This window comes from Shinella sp. WSD5-1 (assembly GCF_963942435.1).
In the GTDB taxonomy this organism is placed as follows: Bacteria; Pseudomonadota; Alphaproteobacteria; order Rhizobiales; family Rhizobiaceae; genus Shinella; species Shinella yambaruensis.
On the sequence record NZ_OZ012596.1, the window covers coordinates 3242333 to 3260252 of the forward strand.

A 17920-nucleotide genomic window follows, 5' to 3' on the forward strand; every position below is an offset into this window, starting at 1 on the left:
CTTCCCCTCTATTCGTTTGCGCATGGCTTTAGGGTCTGCACTCCATCAGGATAGGTGTTCTGCAAGCCGCATTTTGTGCCTGAGTAGGAGGAAAGGTGCAGGAAATGGCTGCATTTTCAAACCTTTCTGACGCCCGCAGGCACAAAATGCGGCTTGCCCGAAGGGTTATCATGGACGGGCCGCCTGATCGCAAACAATGCTCGACAAGGCCAAGGGGCCTTGCCTTGCGCTTGTTTGCTTCCATCCAATCCCGTCCATGACAACAGAACACCTATCCTGATGGAGTGCAGACCCTAATGCCAGTCTCGCACCGAGACAGAATATAGACGTTTCAGCCTTCCACAATATTGACGGAGCCACGAAAAGAAAACGAAGTTAAGATGTAAAATTCTATTGAATGCCGCGCGGCGCGCTCACAACAAAGCGGCAAGAAGCGCCGCCAGCAATACAGCGGCAGCAAGAGCAGCACAGGCGGCCGAGAAGATCCGCAAGGACAGATCGATATCCGCCACCGTCGCGACGGTGCGCCCGCTGGCGTTCATCATCGGCTCGTCGACGCGCGTGCCGCCATAGATGCGCGGGCCGGCAAGGCCGATGCCGAGCGCGCCGGCCATGGCCGCTTCCGGCCAGCCGGAATTGGGCGAGCGGTGGAGGCCCGCATCGCGCAGCGCCGTGCCGATCGCATGGCGCGCCGCCGCCCTGCCCTTCACCACCCACGCCCCGGCGGCCAGGAAGAGGATGGAGAGGCGTGCGGCGGGCCAGTTGGCGAGATCGTCCAGCCGGGCCGAGGCCCAGCCGAAATCGAGATATTTCGCGTTTTTGTGGCCGATCATCGAATCGGCCGTGTTCAGCATCTTGTAGGCGAACAGGCCCGGCAGGCCGAAAAGCGCATACCAGAGCGCCGGCGCCACCACGCCGTCGGAAAAATTCTCCGCCAGGCTCTCGATGCCGGCGCGGCAGATGGCCGGCTCGTCGAGCGTTGCCGGATCGCGGCCGACGATCATCGACACGGCCTGCCGCCCGCCCGCAAGGCCGCCGCGCTTCAGGCCGCTGGAGACGGCACGCACATGATCGTAAAGGCTCTTCTGCGCCAGGAAAATCGCGACGACGGCGATCTCGACGAGGGCGCCGACGATGCCGAGCGGCGCGAGCAGCCGGTGCACGAAGAAGCCGAGGAAGGCGCTGGCGGCGAGCAGCACGGCAATGCCGGCGGCGCCGTTGAAGCGCTTCGTATCGGCCGAGAGGCGCTTGCCGTTGAAGAGCTTGTCCATCAGCCCGATCGCCCGGCCGAACAGCACGACCGGATGCGGCACGCGCCGCCAGAGCCTGTCCGGGTCGCCGACAAGGCGGTCGAGCAGCAGGGCCAGGAAAAGGAGGAGAAGCGTTTCGCTCATCGCCCGGCCATCACCTCCGCCAGCGCCGCCGCCAGCCGGGCATCCGAGGTCGTATCCGGCGCAAGGCCGAAGCGCAGCCAGCGCGCATTGTAGTCGAAGGGACGAACGAGGATGTGGCGGCGGCAGAGCCTTTCGTGGATGGCGGGCGCATCCGCATGGTCGACCAGCGCGAAAAGGCCGGTGCCGCCGACGATATCGAGTCCGGCGCCGGCAAGGACGGATTCGAGCGCCGCCTTGCGCGCGTCGATCGACCGGCGGATGGCGGCGGTGTCTGATGTCATCAGGCCGGTGGCGATGGTCAGCGCCGGGCCGGACACCGCCCAGGGGCCGAGCCCGTCCTCGATCCGGTCGACGACCGTCGCCTCGCCGATCACGAAACCGAGGCGGAGACCAGCAAGACCGAAGAACTTGCCGAAGGAGCGGAAGACGAGAAGGCCCGGCATGTTGTCGCCGGCGAGCGGCGCGATGGCGGCTTCGGGGCGCATGTCGCCGAAGGCCTCGTCGACGACGAGAAGGCCGCCGCTGCCGGCAACGCGCCGGTGAAGGTCGAGCAGCGCCTCGCGCGAGAACAGCCGGCCGTCCGGATTGTTCGGATTGACGACGACCACCAGGTCATGGGCATCGCTCGCGGCATTAAGGCCTGCGATGCGATCCACCGCCACGCCGGCATTTTCCAGCACGCGGGCATATTCGCCATAGGTCGGCGAGACGACGGCGGCGCGCCGGCCGGCGGCGGCGAAACGCGGCAGGAGCTGGATAACGGATTGCGTGCCGGGCACGGGAAAGGGCAGCGCGCCCGATGTGCCATAATAGCCGGCGGCGGCGGAGCGGGCGGCATCCTGGCGGTGGCGGTCCGGCAGGCGGTGCCAGGCGGCGACATCCACTTCGGGCAGCGCCGCGGGATTGGGGTTGATGCCCGTGGAAAGGTCCAGCCAGTCCTCCGGCCGGCCGCCGAAGCGCCCGGCGGCGGCGGCGACACCGCCGCCGTGAACGATGCGCGGCGCGGTCATGCCGCCTCCGGCGCAAGATCGATGAGATGCATGTAGGAGCCGCTGACGGTTCCGCAGCGAAGCCCTGCCTCGCCGAGGTCCTCGCCGACCGCGTCCGTGACGGCGAAGAGGCGCTCCGCAGCGCCCTCGCTGGCGACGGTCGAATAGTGGAATTCATGGGCGGTCATTGGCGCCGAAAACCCCGCGCCGGCAAGCGGCGTCACGCGGCGGTAACCGAGATGGCGGCGGCGCGCGGCAAAGCTGGTGACGAGCGGCAGGAGGCCGAGCATGCCGTAGCGGGATCCATCCGCCGCAACCAGAGCCTCCCCCAGAGTCATATAGCCCCCGCATTCGCCATAGATGCGCGCCCCCCGGCGCGCTGCCTCCTGCATGCCTAGACGGAAGGCAGCGGCATTGGCAAGAGCGGCCCCGTGCAGTTCCGGGTAGCCGCCGGGCAGATAGACGGCATCCGCATCGGCCGCGGGCGCCTCGTCGGCCAGCGGCGAGAAGAAGGAGAGGTCCGCCCCCGCCATGCGCCAGCCCATCAGAAGATGTTCGTAGGTGAAGGCGAAGGCGACGTCGCGGGCGATCGCGATGCGCTGGCCGAGCGGCGGCAGGCGCGGCACGGTGCCCTCCGCCCGCGCGCCTCCCCGTCGCGTGGCGATGGCGACAAGGCGGTCCAGATCGCAGCACCGCGTCACCACGCCGGCGGCATGGGCGATGAACGTCTCCAGCATGCCATGCTCGCCGGCCTGCACGAGGCCGAGATGGCGCTCCGGCAGGGCAAGCAGCGGATCGCTCCGCAGCACGCCGAAGATCGCGATGCCGCTCGCCTCCAGCGCTCCGCGCAGCATGGCCTCGTGCCGGGCACTGCCGACCTTGTTGAGGATGACGCCGGCGACGTGGACATCGCCGCGATGGTCCCGGTAGCCCTTCACCAGCGCGGCGACGGACTGGGACATGCGGCTGCAATCGACGACGAGCACGACGGGCAGGCCGAGCAATGCCGCAAGATCGGCCGGCGCGCCGGTGCCGTCGGCGGCGGCGTCGAAAAGGCCCATCATCGCCTCGACCAGCAGGAAATCCCCCGCGCCGGCCTGCCGCGCGGCATTGGCGCGGATGAGCTCCGGACGCATCGCCCAGGGATCGTAGTTGAGGCAGGCCTTGCGGCTGGCGGCGGCGTGGAAGGCGGGATCGATGTAGTCCGGCCCGGCCTTGCCGGAGACGAGGCTAAGACCGGCATCGGCGAAGGCGCGCGCCAGGCCCAGCGTCACCGTCGTCTTGCCGGAGCCGGACGCGGGCGCGGCGATGAGCAGTCCGCTCATGCCGGGTCCTTCAACTTGCGCGAGCCGAACGGATCGGGCGCCAGCGCGCGGCCCTCCGTCAGCGCGCCGAGCCAGTCGAGCGAGGCGCGCAGGCGCACGACCTCGCCGACGACGACGATGGCCGGCGGCTCGAGGCCCGCGGCCGTGACATCCGCCTCCGCGCGCGCCAGCGTCGTTTCCAGCACCTGCTGTTCGGCGGTCGCGGCATTGCAGACGAAGGCGACGGGCTCCTCCGGCGCACGGCCGCCGGCGATGAGGTTGGCGGCGATCTGGCCGATATGCTTCATCGCCATGTACATGACGATGACGGGCGAACCCTTGGCGATGCCCTCCCAGTTGATGCGGTCGGGCACGAGGCCGGAGGAATCATGGCCGGTGAGGAAGGTGACGGCGTGGTTGACCTCGCGATGCGTCACCGGGATGCCGGCATAGGCAAGCCCGCCGATGCCGGCCGTGATGCCCGGCACGATGCGGAAGGGAATGCCGTGCTCGATGAGGGTCAGCGCCTCCTCGCCGCCGCGGCCGAAGACGAAGGGATCGCCCCCCTTCAGCCGCAGCACGCGGTTGCCGGCGCGCGCCAGCTCGACGAGCCGCAGCGAGATGTCCCGCTGCTTGTGCGAGGGCTTGCCGCCGCGCTTGCCGGCGAATTCCAGCACCGCGTCCGGGCCGGCAAGCGACAGGCACTCGGCATTGACCAGCGCGTCATGCACGATGACATCCGCCTGCTGGAGCGCATGGGCGGCGTGCAGCGTCAGGAGGCCGGGATCGCCCGGGCCCGCGCCGACAAGCCAGACACTGCCCCTTTCCATGGGCGGGAGGGCGGCGAACAGGCTGTGCATCAGGCAGGCTCCCGGCTTGAATCGGAAAACGAAGGCGCGGAATCGATGCCGCAGGAAAACGCCGCAAGCGGCTGGAAAGACTCAGCGATCGCCGCCGTGGCATGGGCCGACTTCGTCTTTTCCACGATGAGTCTGCCGCCGCTGCCCGCCTGCGCCAGCGCCGCCGCCTCTGCGACGCCGTGGCAGCCGGTGATGGCGAAGACGCGGTCGGAAGGATTGGCAAGGCGGGGCGTCTCGGCTTCGAGCCGGACGGCCGGAAAGGTCACCAGCGGCACGGAGAAATGCCGGGCGACGGCATGCATGGCCGGCTCTTCCGCGCGTGCGTCCAGCGTCGCGACGAAGGCAACGCCCTCGGGGGCCGGGATGACGGAGAGGGCGAGATCGAGCAGTTCCGCCGGCGGCGTGCCGCGTTCGCAGCCGAGGCCGAGGACGAGCAGACGTCGTCCAGTGTCAGGGGATGGGGCCTTGGCGCGCATTGGGGTCTCTCGCAAAATTCCACGCGAAAGGGCCCGGCCTTGCCGTCCACCGACGGTTCCGGATGAAGCCCCTCTGGGTCGGCCGCACCGGACACCGCTCGGCCCGCCCTGCGGGCACCGTCGCTGGGTTTCTTAGTACCGGAGGGCGTGGGGCCGGTCAAACCGGATTGCGGCATCGCCCGCGCCGGATGCGCCATGCCTCAGGCCGAGACGAGATTGGCCAGCACGATCTCCCGCCAAAGGCGCGTCGGCGACACCCAGGCGTCCGGCGCATTGTAGTTGCCGGAAAAGATGACGCAGGCGATATCCGCCTCCGGCATCAGCCAGAGCCGCTGGCCGCCATTGCCGAAGCCGGCCATCCACGGCCGCTCCCCGCCGAAGGCCGGCACCGGCGCGGCGCCGAGAAACCAGAAATGGCCGTAGTCGAGCCCGTCTCCGGTCGAGATGGCCGGTGCCAGCGAGGCGTCGAGCCAGGCCTTCGAGACGACCTGCCGCCCGCCGGAACGCCCGCCCTCCAGCACGAGGCGGCCGATGCGCAGGAGGTCCGGCGCGGAAAGGCGAAGGCCGGAGGCCGGCGAGGCGACGCCATCCGCCCCACTCAGCCACTCGAACCGCGAAATGCCGAGCGGCTGAAACAGCGCCTCGCGGGCGAAATCCTCGATCCGCCGGCCGGTGCCCCGCTTGATGACCGCCCCGACCAGCGCCGTCGCCCCGCCGCAATAGACCCAGTGCGTGCCGGGCGCATGCAGCACCGCCTGCTCCAGGACGAAGCGATAGCGATCCGGTGCGTTCTCCATGGCGATCTCGCTGTTCAGCGGATCGGCATAGGAGCGGTCTTCGTCCCAGTCGAGCCCGAGCGTCATGGTCAGCGCATGGCCGATCGTCAGGCCGGCGCGCGCCGGATCGGCGGCAAGATCCGGATAGTCGGGAAACTGCGCCAGAAGCGGCGCCTGCGGCGGCGGAACGAGGCCCCGGTCGAGCGCGATGCCGTAGAGCAGGCCGACCACGCTCTTCGTCACCGACCGGAGGTCGTGCAGCGTCAAGGCGTCGAAGGCGACCGTGCCGAGCGGCATGCCCCAGCTTTCGTCGGGCGCCTCACGATAGTGCTCCAGCACCAGCTTGCCGTGCCGGCTGACCAGCACCGCATGCACATCGCGGATGAGGCCCGCTTCGATGCCGGCGAGCAGCTTGCGCGCCAGCGCGGGATCGAACCCCAGCTCCGCGGCCGCCGCCCGTTCCCATTCGCCATCCGTTTGCTGATCTGCGCGCATCGCGGCCTCCCCTCATGGCGCCGCCGGGACATCGGCGGCCAGCCTGTTTGACTAGTCCTGCCCGGCCGACGCAAGCACCTTCATGCGCGCAAGGCCGCCGGGCTTTGCTTTTGCCGCGCAGTCTGACAGAAGGGCTGGCAATCCTCTCCTCGCATTCCCCGAGTCCCGCCGTGGCCGATATCGCCCTTCATATCCTGCTCTTCCTGTTCCTCGCCGCCTTCCTTGCCGGTTTCATCGATTCCATCGCCGGCGGCGGCGGCATGATCACCATCCCCGCCATGCTGATCGCCGGCATCCCGCCGCTCGAAACGCTCGGCACGAACAAGCTTCAGGCCCTGTTCGGCTCCGGCTCGGCGACGCTGGCCTATGCGCGCGCCGGCCATGTCCGGCTTCGCGAGCAGATGCCGATGGCCGTGCTCTCGGCGCTGGGGTCGGCCTTCGGCGCCTTGCTCGCCACCGTGGTGCCGGGCGACCTGCTGAAGGCGATCCTGCCCTTCCTGCTCGTGGCCATCGCCGTGTTTTTCGGGCTGAAGCCGAATATCGGCGATGTCGACAAGCACCGCCGCATGGGCGTCTTCCTCTTCACCGCCACCATCGTGCCGCTGATCGGTTTCTATGACGGCGTGTTCGGCCCGGGCACCGGCTCGTTCTTCATGCTGGCCTTCGTGACGCTGGCAGGCTTCGGCGTGCTGAAGGCGACGGCGCACACCAAACTCCTCAACTTCGGCTCGAATGTCGGCGCCTTCGCCGTCTTCCTCGCCTATGGCGTCGTCCTGTGGAAGGTCGGCCTCGTCATGGGCATCGGCCAGTTCCTCGGCGCACAGGCGGGCTCGCGCGTCGCGATGAAGAACGGCGCCAGGATCATCAAGCCGCTCCTCGTCATCACCTCGATCGCGCTCGCCATCCGCCTGATGGCCGATCCGGGCCATCCGCTCCGCATCTGGCTGGGGTGGTGATTACGGATTTCAGCCCGCCTGTCATGACCTGAGGGCACGACGTCGAAAGGACCCCTCACCTGCCTGCCGGCATCCTCTCCCCGCAGGCGGGGCGAGGAGCGACGGGCGCGCCGTTTTCCTCCTTCTCCCCGCCTGCGGGGAGAAGGTCCCGGCAGGGGGATGAGGGGCGACGCTTCCCTCGCGATCAGTATTCCACGCCCTGCTGCGCCTTGATGCCGGAGCGGAACGGGTGCTTCAGCAGTTCCATTTCGGTCGCGAGGTCGGCGATCTCGATCAGCTCGTCCTTGGCGTTGCGACCCGTCAGGACGACATGCGTCATGTAGGGCTTTTCCGTCTTCAGGAACTCGATCACCTCATTGACGTCGATATAGTCGTAGCGCAGCGCGATGTTGATCTCGTCGAGCAGCACCATCGAATTGCGCTCGTCGCGGATCAGCTCCTTCGCCTTCTCCCACGCCTTCTCGGCCATCGCGACATCGCGCGCGCGGTCCTGCGTTTCCCAGGTGAAGCCCTCGCCCAGCGTGAAGAACTGGCAGAGATCGGAGAAATGCGCCTCGATGAGGTCACGCTCGCCCGTCACCATGGCCCCCTTGATGAACTGCACGACGGCGCAGGGCTTTCGGTGCGCGATATGGCGGAAGATCATGCCGAAGCCGGCGGTCGACTTGCCCTTGCCCTTGCCGGTATGGACGATGACGAGGCCCTTCTCGTCCGTCTTCGTCGCCATGATCTTTTCGCGCGCCTGCTTCTTCTTCGCCATCTTCTCCGAATGGCGCGCGAGCTCGGCTTCGTTCATGCCGGCGGTTTCGTCGTGGTTTTCGCTCATGTCAGCCTTCCCGTTTCGGCAGGTCGTCCTCGCAATGCAGCCAGGAAACCCGCTCGTTCCAAAACCCGTGCTGGGTGATATCAACCCCGCTCGCATCGACCAGCGAGGCGACGTAGAGATCGATGATGCCCGGCCGCTTGTCCGTTTCGTAGCTCATCGGCGAGCCGCAATTGCCACAAAAGCCGCGCCGCACACCCGGCGAGGACACGTAGTGGCGGAGCGTATCGCCTTGAAACGCAAGGTTCTCCGTCGCCACGCAGAAGAATGTCGTCACCGGCGAGGACGTGGCACGGCGGCAGCTTTCGCAATGGCAATGGCCGGTGCTGACGATGTCGCCGGAAAACGAAAATGTCAGGCAACGGCAAAGGCAGCGGCCGGCAAGCTGCATCACGAAGCCCTCCTCTTTCCGAGCATGTCCAGCTCGAAGCGCGCGGAGTTCGAGCGCGGCGTCCAGAGCTGCCGGTCGATCGCCTCGGCGAACCGCGCCGCCATTTCGGCAAGCGCCGCCGGGTTCTTCTCCATCAGGAAGTCGCGCACCCGCTCGTCGAGCACATAGGCCTGGTAGGCGGCCTCGAAATGGTGGTCCTTCACCGCGCCGGTCGTGGCGGCGAAGGCGAACATGAAATCGACCGTCGCGGCGATCTCGAAGGCGCCCTTGTAGCCATGGCGCATGACGCCGTCGATCCATTTGGGATTGACGACGCGGGCGCGCACGACGCGACCGATCTCGTCCTCCAGCGTGCGCACGACCGGCTTTTCCGGCCGCGACAGGTCGTTGTGATAGACGACCGGCTGCCTGCCGGAAAAGTGCTCCGCCGCCGCGGCCATGCCGCCCTCGAACTGATAGTATTCGTCGCTGTCGAGCAGGTCGTGCTCGCGGCTGTCCTGGTTCTGCACGACGGCCTCCAGGCTCTTCATGCGCGCCTCCAGCCGCTCGCGCATCGGCACGCCGTCGCTCGTCCCGTCATAGGCATGCGCGCCCCAGGCGAGCCAGGCCTCGGCAAGGTCGCCGCGCTCCGTCCACAGTCCCTCGTCCATCATCGTCTGCAGGCCGGCGCCGTAGCCGCCGGACTTCGCGCCGAAGATGCGGAAGCCGGCCTGCTTCAGCGCCTCGTCCTCGGACGCGCCCTTGGCTGCCAGCGCAGCCGCCTCCGCCCGCATGCGGGCGGCGATCGGGTTGTCGGCATCGTCCTCGTCCAGCGCGCCGACGGCGCGCACGGCCCGGTCGAACAGCGCGATCTGCTCCGGGAAGGCATCGCGGAAGAAGCCGGAAATGCGCAGCGTCACGTCGACGCGCGGATGGCGCAGCACGGCCGGCGGGATGATCTCGAAGCCCGTGACGCGGCGCGAGGCCATGTCCCAGGTCGGCTTCACGCCGATCAGCGCCATGGCCTGCGCGATGTCGTCGCCGCCGGTGCGCATGTTGGAGGTGCCCCAGGCGGTGATGCCGAAGGAGGTCGGCCATTCGCCGTGGTCCTGCGCATAGCGGGTGACGATGAGCTCGGCGGACTTGCGGCCGAGCTCCCAGGCGGCCGGGGTCGGTACCGCGCGGCTGTCGACGGAGTAGAAGTTGCGGCCCGTCGGCAGCACGTCCGGCCGCCCGCGCGTCGGCGCGCCGGAAGGGCCCGGCTCGATGAAGCGCCCGTCGAGGCCGCGCAGCAGCGCGGCGATCTCGGCCGGGCCGCAGGCGGCGATGGCGGGGCGGATGGTGGCCTCGATCACATCGAGCACGGCGCGGGTGGCGTGCCAGTTTTCCGGGCAGGCAAGCGTCCCGTCCACGAGCCTTGCGGCGAGCAGTTCGATGCGCTCGACCGTGTCGCCCTTGCTGCGCCAGGGGGTGTCGGTCTGCGTGGCGAGGATGGCGGGGCGCGGGCCGGTCCAGGGATCGGAGGGGATGCAGTCGAGCGGGTCGAAATGGAAGCCACCCCCCTCTGCCCTGCCGGGCATCTCCCCCTCAAGCGGGGAGATCGGCTGGGAGCCTGTTTCCGTTTTCCCCGCCGCGTCAAAGCCAACCGCCTCGGCGGCAGATGGAACAGGGTGCGTGCCCCCATCGATCTCCCCCCTTGAGGGGGAGATGGCCGGCAGGGCAGAGGGGGATGCGGCCTCCGCAAAAACATCCGCCGCGATCGCCCGCTGCAGGCTCGCCTCGCCGCCCTCGCCGAGGCCGCGGGGCACGCGGGCGAGCGCCAGCGTCAGGTCGGTCAGAAGCCGCCCCTCGGGCGAGACGCCGAAGACGTGCAGGCCGTCGCGGATCTGCATTTCCTTGAGGTCGCAGAGATAGGCGTCGAGCTTCTGCAACGCCGCCGCCTCGCCATCCGTCCGGGCGATGCCGGCGTCGCGGTCGAGGCCGATGTCGCGCACGAGGTCGAGGATCTGCTTCGTCAGCAGCTTGATGCGCCGCGGATCGCCGCCGGAGGCGTCGTAATATTCGTCGACCAGCGCCTCGAGGTCCTTCAGCGGGCCGTAGGTCTCCGCGCGGGTCAAAGGCGGCGTCAGGTGATCGATGATGACGGCGGCGGAGCGGCGCTTGGCCTGCGTGCCCTCGCCCGGATCGTTGACGATGAAGGGATAGAGATGCGGCACCGGGCCGAGCACGGCTTCCGGATAGCAGGCCTCCGACAGCGCCAGCGCCTTGCCCGGCAGCCATTCGAGATTGCCGTGCTTGCCCATGTGCACGATGGCATGCGCGCCGAAATGCCCGCGCAGGAAGGCATAGAAGGCGAGATAGCCGTGCGGCGGCACGAGGTCCGGCGAATGATAGGTGTCCTTCGGATCGATATTGTAGCCGCGCGCCGGCTGGATGCCGACCAGCGTCTCCCCGAAACGGGCAAGCGGCAGGGCGAAGACGTCGCCGATGACGAAGGGATCGTCTTCCGGCGCGCCCCAGCGGGCGGTCATCTCCGCCTGAATCCGTTTCGGAAGGGAGGCGAAGAAGGCCTTGTAATGGTTGAGGGAAAACGTTTCGCGGATTTCGCGCCCGTCGCCCGCCGCATTGGTCGGGCCGGCCATCAGGTGGGCGATCAGCGCGTCGCCGTCGGCCGGCAGGCCTTCGACCGCGTAGCCTTCCGCCGCCATGGCGCGCAGCACCTCCATCGTGCCGGCGGGCGTGTCGAGGCCGACGCCGTTGCCGAGGCGCCCGTCGCGGTTCGGATAGTTCGCCATGACGAGCGCGATGCGGCGTTCCGCCGGCGCCGCACGCCGCAGCCGCGCCCAGCCGGCGGCCAGCCGGGCGGAAAAGCGGATGCGGTCCTCGACCGGATCGAGGCTGACGATGTTGGTCTCGACGCGCTCGTCGTAGCGCGCGGCCGCCTTGAAGGAGACGGCGCGGGCGAGCACGCGGCCGTCCACCTCCGGCAGCGAGACGTTCATGCCGAGGTCACGCGCCGTCAGCCCCTGGCCGGAGGCCTCCCAGGCCTGGCGCGAGGAGCCGGAGAAGACGACCTGCAGGACCGGCGCACCGGTCTCGTCGAGCACGGTCGGCTTGCGGCCGGCGCCGGGGGCGGACACGGCGAAGCTGGTGGCGTTCAGCACCACTTCCGGCCGGGCCGTGGCGAAGGCGGCCCGCACCGTCTCGATGGAGACGGGCTCCTTGAGGCTGGAGACGAAGAGCGGCAGGGCGCGGACACCTTCGGCCGCCAATGCCTCGATCAGCATTTCGACGGGGCGCGTCTCGCCGCTCTGGACATAGGCGCGGTAGAAGCAGATGGCGGCGGTGGGGGAAGCGCGTTCCTCCGAGGCGGGAGGCGCAACACCCCCCTCTGGCCTGCCGGCCATCTCCCCCTCAAGGGGGGAGATTGGCAGGAGGCCAGGCCGTGCCCCCTCGACACCGTCCGGGGTTGCAGCGTCGCCAGATGGGAAGGAAACCGCGGCCCCATCGATCTCCCCCCCGGAGGGGGAGATGGCCGGCAGGCCGGAGGGGGGGAGCGCTGCCAGCGCCCGCCACGCCTCGATATCGACCACGCCCCGCCCCGGCCACCAGATGCCGGCCTTTTCCAGCGGCGTTGCCGGCTCCGGCTTGGTGCCGCCGAAGACCAGGGCGTCGGCATAGGCGAGGAAGCGGTCCGCATTGTCGGCGCCGCCCTCGTTGAGATAGGCCCAGAGGGTCTGGCGGTCAGTGTCGTCGATGCGGCTGAAGGGCGCGAGGCCCTCGTCCGGCCGGTCGTCGCCGGGTAGCGCCACGAGCCTGATGCCGTTGGCAACGGCGGTCGCCAGCAGCGCTTCCAGCACGTAGCGGAAATAGCTGGCGCCGCCGAGGGCGCGGATGACGATGAGTTTGGCGTGGCGGGCGGTGCGCTCGATATAGGTATCCACCGACATCGGATGGGAGAGCGTGGCGAGGCTGGCGAGCCGCAGCCGCGTTTGCGTGTCGCGCGCGCGATGGGCGGCGGCGATGGCGGCAAGCTCCGTGTCGGCGGCGGAAAGGAAGAGGATGTCGCCCGGCGTCTGGCCAAGGTCGATCGCCTCGCGGCCGTCGGCAATGGTTCCCTTCTGCGCTAGGAGGAGGTGCATGCAGCGCCTCCGCTTTGCCGGCAGGGCAATCGCATATGGATGGAAAACGTTGCCCCCCCCCCTTCTCCCCGGTGGGGAGAAGGGGAGAGCGGCAACGTCGAACGCCATATGCGATTGCCCTGCCCTTGCCGGCGTGCCGGGAGGGCGGATCCTCGGGTCGAGCCCGAGGATGACGACAGGAGGAAGGGGCAGTGGACAACAGCCGCGGTTGTCCCTGCCGCGCCGATCGATAGGCTCTGCGGCCTCTCCTCCCCTCCGTCATCCTCGGGCTCGACCCGAGGATCCACCGGCACGGCACGCCCACAAAGGCCAAACCGTACCTGAAACGCCGAAGGGAGGGACTGCCGCACGCTCATGCCGAAACTCACACCGCCGCGGCGATGGCCGCGCGCACGGCGGCTTCGTCCATGTCGTGCAGGCCGATGACGACGAGGCGGGTGCCGCGGGCCTCGCCCGGGGCCCAGGCGCGCTCGAAATAGTGGTCGACGCGGCTGCCGACGGCCTGGACGAGCAGGCGCAGCGGCTTGCCGGGCACGTCGGCGAAGCCCTTGAGGCGCAGCACGTCGTGTTCGGCGATCACGCCCTTGAGGCGCTCGATGAAGGCGGCCGGCTCGGCGATGGCGGGCAGCTCGACGACGAAGCTGTCGAATTCGTCGTGGTCGTGCTCCTCGCCGTTCTCGTGCTCCAGCTCGTGGTGCGACTTGCGGTTGGCGATGTCGTCCTCCGTGCCGACGCCGAGGCCGAGCAGCACGGCGGCGGCGACCTCGCCGTTCTTCGCCTCGATCATCGAGGGCTTGCGGGCGGTGCGGGAGGCGACCTCGTCACGCACCGACTTCAGGCCTTCGGCATCGATCAGGTCGGTCTTGTTGAGCACGATGAGGTCGGCGGCGGTGAGCTGGTCCTCGAAAAGCTCTTCCAGCGGGCTCTCGTGATCGAGGTTCTCGTCTTCGACACGCAGCGCATCCACCTTGTCGTGGTCGTCGGCAAAACGGCCGGCGGCGACGGCGGCGCTGTCGACCACGGTGATGACGCCGTCGACCGTCACCTGCGTCTTGATCTCGGGCCAGTTGAAGGCCGCGACGAGCGGCTGCGGCAGGGCAAGGCCCGAGGTCTCGATGACGATGTGGTCCGGACGGTTCTCCCGCTCCAGGAGCTTCGTCATGGTGGGGATGAAATCGTCGGCGACGGTGCAGCAGATGCAGCCGTTGGTGAGCTCGATGATGTCGTCCTCACTGCAGGCCTCCGCGCCGCAGCCCTTCAGCACGTCGCCGTCCACGCCGAGATCGCCGAACTCGTTGATGATGAGCGCGATGCGTTTTCCGCCCGCATTCTGCAGGAGGTTGCGGATCATCGTCGTCTTGCCCGCGCCGAGGAAGCCGGTGATGACGGTGGCGGGGATCTTCTGTTGCAGCATGGCTCAACCCTTCATTTTCAGCGGCAGTCCGGCCGCGACAAAATAGACTTCAGGCACGAGGGCGGCGACCTTCTGGTGCAGCCGCCCGGCATGATCGCGGAATTCGCGCGCCATGCGATTGTCAGGCACGATGCCGAGGCCGACCTCGTTGGAGACGAGGACGATGCGGCCGGGCGCCTGCCGGATGGCCTCCAGGAGGCTGGAGGATTCGGCGGCGATGTCCCGCTCTTCCAGCATCAGGTTCGTCACCCACAGCGTCAGGCAGTCGACGAGCACGGCCCGGTCGGCCCGCGCCACGTCCCTTATGCGCGCGGCGAGCGCCAGCGGCTCCTCATGGGTCTGCCAGCCGTCGCCGCGATCCTCCCGGTGCCGCGCGATGCGCGCGCGCATCTCGTCGTCGAAGGCGCGGCCGGTGGCGATATAATGACGCGAGAGGCCGGTCTCGGCGACCAGCCTCTCGGCAAAAGCGGATTTTCCGGAACGCGCACCGCCCAGAACCAGGACGGCTCCGGGCGATGTCGATGTCATGTCAGGCAGCCTTGGCGATCTTCTCGTTGGCAAAGCCGAGCGAGAGGCCGAGCACGATCCAGAAGAACAGGGTCGTGGCCAGGGCGGCGACGGCGAATTCCGCGCCGAGCACGGCCGGAACGTTGCTGGAGATGTCGCCCGGCTGCGGCGCGCCATAGACCTGCGGCGCCGCGATCAGAACGATGCCGATGACCTTGGCGACGATGTTCTGCTTGAGGAACAACAGGTAGAGGCCGGCCGCCGAAAGGATGACGGTCGCGATCCACCAGACCTGGCGGTCGCCGAGATCGGCGGCGGGGAAGCCCGGAAGCTCCGGCGGCAGGCCGATGGCCGGCAGCATGTGCACGGCAAGCCACCCCGCCGCGCCCCAGAGCGCGCCGTTCGCCACCGTGATCGGATGGCCGGAAACGAGGCTGAAGCCGGCGAGCAGCAGGCCGAAGCCGGCGCCGGTGACGAGGTTGGCGAGCAGCGTGCCGGAGAACCGGCTCATGCCGAACATGATGCCGCCCTCCTCGTGATCCTCGCCCTCATGGGCATAGGCGACGGAAACCGGCGAAAGCGCCGAGGCGACGTCCAGGATGACGGCGCCGAGCGAGGAATGGTCCTGCGTCTGTGCGGCGCCCTCCGTACCGGTGCTGGGCGTGGTGCCTTCCGCGGCGGGCGCGGCTTCGTCGCCGCCCTCGAATTCCTCGGCATGCAGGATGAGCGGAACGACCCGGGCCTCCTGGGCGGCCGTCATCAGCACGCCGGAGAACAGCCCGGCCACCAGGGCGGCCAGGAGATAACGAACGATCATGTCGAAAACTCCTTAGTGGCAGGGAAAGCCGTAGGAGTGACGCGTATCGTGGGCCGTGTCATGCAGCACGGCGGAATTCGCAAGGCCCGCGCCGAACACCAGGAAGGCGCCGAGCAGGAGAGCGAAAACGCCGGCGACGAGACGGTCGTTGGCGGAAAGGGTAACAGAAGACGTAGTCGAAACAGCCATGACAACCTCCGTGCAGGCGGCGGGGAAACCTCCCCAGGTCGGACGAAATGTCCTTCGCATTGGCTGGCAGGTCTCCTGGCTCGCAGCGTCCGGCGTTGAAAAACGCCTGCGGGTCGCCCTCGCCTTCCCAGGCTCCGGCATCGCGAAAAGGCGGACGATTCGTAGAGAAAGAGGCGTCCAACCCCTGCTGATCGCGATGCCACCCAGTGGCTTTTCCGGCTGGTTGTCACGGCGCGGGTCGAAGGCACCATTGCCCCGTTCCGCGCAGATCCTCCCGTCCGGATGGGCGTCCCTCGCCACTCTACAGTCGCGGGGTCGGCCGTGATTGCAGCGCCCTGGTTGGGTCCGCCGCGTCACATTCCCATTTACTCCCCGATCCGTTTCCGGATCCGGGAACCATCCAATATCCCGGATGATTATGCTTCCGCCCCTGGGAAGTCAATCGACCGGCAGCGTCATCACCTGTGCTGAAACCGCCGTCCGGCCGTCGCGATCTCAATAGCCGGGGATGATCACCACGCCACCGCCGCCATTGTAATAGCCGTCGTCGCGGTAGTAGCGCTCGTAATAGCCGTCGACCGGGCCTTCGAGCACGTCGTAGTCCTGCTGGTAGCGGCGCTGGCGATTCTGCCGGGCCTCGGCATATTGCGCGGCCTGCCGGAGGGCGCGGTACTGCTGGCGGGAGAGGTAACCGTCGGCACGGTAGCCGGACGCCCCCTGCCAGGCGGCGATCGCGGCGCGGGTGCGCGAACCGAAAACGCCGTCGACGCCATAGGTGTTGAAGCCGAGCATGCTCAGCCAGCGCTGCGCCTGCACGCGGGTCGAACGATCCATATAGGCCTCGCGGCGGTCGACGACCGGCTGCTCGGCCTTCCGCTCAGTCTCCACGGTGGCCGTTTCGCTTTCCTGCTTCGGCTTGGCCGCCTGCCGGGCCGTGTCTGCCAGCGCCGCAAGGCGCTCGCGCGCATCGGCGACGAAACGGCCGTCCGGATATGCATCGAGATAGGCGCGGAAGGCCTTTTCCGAACCGTCGAGCACGGCCTTCTGGAAGGTCTCCTCCTCGCGTTTCGCCGCATCGTCGGCGCGCTCGACGGCAAGGCCGCGGTTCTTCGTGTCCGCGTCCTGCGCTTCGTTTTCGCGGGCGGCGGTGTCGTTCGCCTGCGCAGCCCGTTCGGCGGCGGCCGCTTCCTCGGCGCGTTTTTCGGCTTCCTCGGCAAGGCGGGCCGCCTCGGCGGCCTTGGCCTCGGCGTCGGCAGCGGCCTTCGCGGCTTCCGCCTTCAACCGTTCCACCTCGGCGGCCTTTTCCGCCGCAAGCTTGCGGGCAGCGGCGGCCTCCTCTTCAATCCGCGCCTTCTCGGCCGCGGCAGCCTTTTCCGCCTCGACGCGCCGGGCCTCGGCCTCGCGCCGGGCAGCGGCTTCCTCTTCCGCACGCGCCTTTTCCGTAGCGGCGGCCTCTTCGGCCTTCTGGCGCTCGGCCTCGGCCTTCAGGCGGGCGGCTTCCTCCGCCCTGGCCTTCTCGGCGGCGGCCGCGGCCTCCGCCTTCAGCCGCTCGGCCTCGGCGGCCTGCGCCTCGGCGAGCTTGCGGGCGGCCGCTTCCTTCTCTTCCGCCTCCGCCTTTAGGCGCGCGGCCTCTTCGGCGCGGGCCTTTTCCGCCGCGGCGGCTTCCGCGCGCGCCTTCTCCTCGGCCGCAGCCTTTTCCTCGGCAAGCTTGCGCGCCGCGGCAGCCTCTTCCGCCTTCTTCGCGTCGGCTTCCGCCTTCAGCCGCACGGCCTCTGCGTCGGCCTTGGCTTTTTCGGCTTCCGCCGCTTTCTGCGCATCCTCTTCGGCCTTCAGGCGCGCGGCTTCCGCCTCGGCCTTGGCCTTTTCGGCCTCCGCCACTTTTCGCGCCTCTTCCTCGGCCTTCACACGCGCCGCTTCCGCATCCGCCTTGGCTTTCTCGGCCTCCGCGATCTTGCGGGCCTCTTCTTCAGCCTTGGCCTTTTCCGCGGCAGCCTGTTCCTCAGCCTTCGCCTTTTCGGCGGCCGCCGCCGCGTCGGCCTTGGCCTTGGCATCCGCCTCGGCCTGCTCGGAGGCGCCCGTCGCCGGCTTCGCCTTGGCGGTGGCCTGCAGTTCGGCGATGCGCAGGCGCGCCATGGAGGCGAAGGTGCCGTTCGGATATTGCTTCAGGTAGCCTTCATACTGCGCGACATCGCTGCCGGCGGAGACCTTCTGCCAGAGCGAGAACTCCTCTTCCCAGCGTTTGCCGGCGCTGCCGGCCTCCTTGCCGGTCGCAGCCTGGGCAAAGGCGACCGCCGGCTGGCCGGCGAGCGACAGCCCGACGATGCCGGCGATGCCGAGCCGCACCAGAACGGAGCGTGCGAGAGGTCCAGAACCCATATATCCCACCCTTTCGGATCGCGCGAAGGCGC

The 17920-nt window shown here is 68.7% G+C and carries 15 protein-coding genes and 1 riboswitch; of the genes, 1 reads left to right on the plus strand and 14 read right to left on the minus strand.

The annotated features are described in order from the left end of the window. Positions 1-413: 413 nt before the first annotated feature. The 6 genes from cbiB to AABQ55_RS16025 form a co-directional block, all read right to left on the minus strand. The gene (gene cbiB, locus AABQ55_RS16000) at positions 414-1394 is read right to left on the minus strand and encodes an adenosylcobinamide-phosphate synthase CbiB (RefSeq protein WP_272805702.1); all 981 of its coding nucleotides are present in this window, start codon (positions 1392-1394) and stop codon (positions 414-416) included. Then, the gene (gene cobD / locus AABQ55_RS16005) at positions 1391-2404 is read right to left on the minus strand and encodes a threonine-phosphate decarboxylase CobD (RefSeq protein ID WP_272805703.1); all 1014 of its coding nucleotides are present in this window, start codon (positions 2402-2404) and stop codon (positions 1391-1393) included. The genes cbiB and cobD overlap by 4 nt, the downstream gene beginning before the upstream one ends. Continuing rightward, positions 2401-3708: a cobyrinate a,c-diamide synthase gene (locus AABQ55_RS16010; protein ID WP_272805704.1), complete on the minus strand. Its 1308-nt coding sequence runs from the start codon at positions 3706-3708 to the stop codon at positions 2401-2403. The genes cobD and AABQ55_RS16010 overlap by 4 nt, the downstream gene beginning before the upstream one ends. Then, positions 3705-4547 (minus strand): uroporphyrinogen-III C-methyltransferase, encoded by an 843-nt coding sequence (cobA, locus tag AABQ55_RS16015; protein ID WP_244769529.1) that lies wholly within the window; start codon positions 4545-4547, stop codon positions 3705-3707. Before cobA ends, AABQ55_RS16010 begins: the two co-directional genes overlap by 4 nt. Beyond that, positions 4547-5023: a cobalamin biosynthesis protein gene (locus tag AABQ55_RS16020; protein ID WP_272805705.1), complete on the minus strand. Its 477-nt coding sequence runs from the start codon at positions 5021-5023 to the stop codon at positions 4547-4549. The genes cobA and AABQ55_RS16020 overlap by 1 nt, the downstream gene beginning before the upstream one ends. A 200-nt stretch (positions 5024-5223) precedes the next feature. Continuing rightward, positions 5224-6294 carry a serine hydrolase domain-containing protein gene (locus tag AABQ55_RS16025; protein ID WP_272805706.1) on the minus strand — a complete coding sequence of 357 codons (1071 nt, stop codon included), beginning with the start codon at positions 6292-6294 and terminating at the stop codon, positions 5224-5226. A gap of 170 nt (positions 6295-6464) precedes the next feature. Here AABQ55_RS16025 and AABQ55_RS16030 point away from each other — a divergent pair, with 170 nt between their 5' ends. After that, positions 6465-7250 carry a TSUP family transporter gene (locus AABQ55_RS16030; protein ID WP_272805707.1) on the plus strand — a complete coding sequence of 262 codons (786 nt, stop codon included), beginning with the start codon at positions 6465-6467 and terminating at the stop codon, positions 7248-7250. Between the two features lie 184 nt (positions 7251-7434). Here the strand turns inward: AABQ55_RS16030 and cobO are convergent, their stop codons facing one another. The 8 genes from cobO to AABQ55_RS16070 form a co-directional block, all read right to left on the minus strand. Then, on the minus strand, positions 7435-8076 hold the full coding sequence (cobO, locus tag AABQ55_RS16035) for a cob(I)yrinic acid a,c-diamide adenosyltransferase (RefSeq protein WP_272805708.1): 642 nt from the start codon (positions 8074-8076) through the stop codon (positions 7435-7437). 1 nt (position 8077) lies between these two features. Then, positions 8078-8464, minus strand: coding sequence for a GFA family protein (locus tag AABQ55_RS16040; protein ID WP_272807479.1), 387 nt, complete (start codon positions 8462-8464; stop codon positions 8078-8080). Further along, entirely contained in the window at positions 8464-12585 is a 4122-nt protein-coding gene (gene cobN / locus AABQ55_RS16045; protein ID WP_272805709.1) for a cobaltochelatase subunit CobN, read from the minus strand. The genes AABQ55_RS16040 and cobN overlap by 1 nt, the downstream gene beginning before the upstream one ends. Positions 12586-12949: 364 nt before the next feature. Continuing rightward, the gene (gene cobW, locus AABQ55_RS16050; RefSeq protein WP_272805710.1) at positions 12950-13999 is read right to left on the minus strand and encodes a cobalamin biosynthesis protein CobW; all 1050 of its coding nucleotides are present in this window, start codon (positions 13997-13999) and stop codon (positions 12950-12952) included. Between the two features lie 3 nt (positions 14000-14002). After that, positions 14003-14527 (minus strand): bifunctional adenosylcobinamide kinase/adenosylcobinamide-phosphate guanylyltransferase, encoded by a 525-nt coding sequence (gene cobU / locus AABQ55_RS16055; protein WP_244769522.1) that lies wholly within the window; start codon positions 14525-14527, stop codon positions 14003-14005. Position 14528: 1 nt separating this feature from the next. Further along, a complete protein-coding gene (locus AABQ55_RS16060; protein ID WP_272805711.1) occupies positions 14529-15323 on the minus strand; it encodes a CbtA family protein in 795 nt (264 codons plus the stop codon). Between the two features lie 12 nt (positions 15324-15335). After that, the gene (locus AABQ55_RS16065; RefSeq protein WP_050743285.1) at positions 15336-15512 is read right to left on the minus strand and encodes a CbtB domain-containing protein; all 177 of its coding nucleotides are present in this window, start codon (positions 15510-15512) and stop codon (positions 15336-15338) included. Positions 15513-15560: 48 nt separating this feature from the next. After that, positions 15561-15928, minus strand: a riboswitch (cobalamin riboswitch). 79 nt (positions 15929-16007) lie between these two features. After that, positions 16008-17888 (minus strand): peptidoglycan-binding domain-containing protein, encoded by a 1881-nt coding sequence (locus AABQ55_RS16070; RefSeq protein ID WP_272805712.1) that lies wholly within the window; start codon positions 17886-17888, stop codon positions 16008-16010. Between the last annotated feature and the right edge of the window lie 32 nt (positions 17889-17920).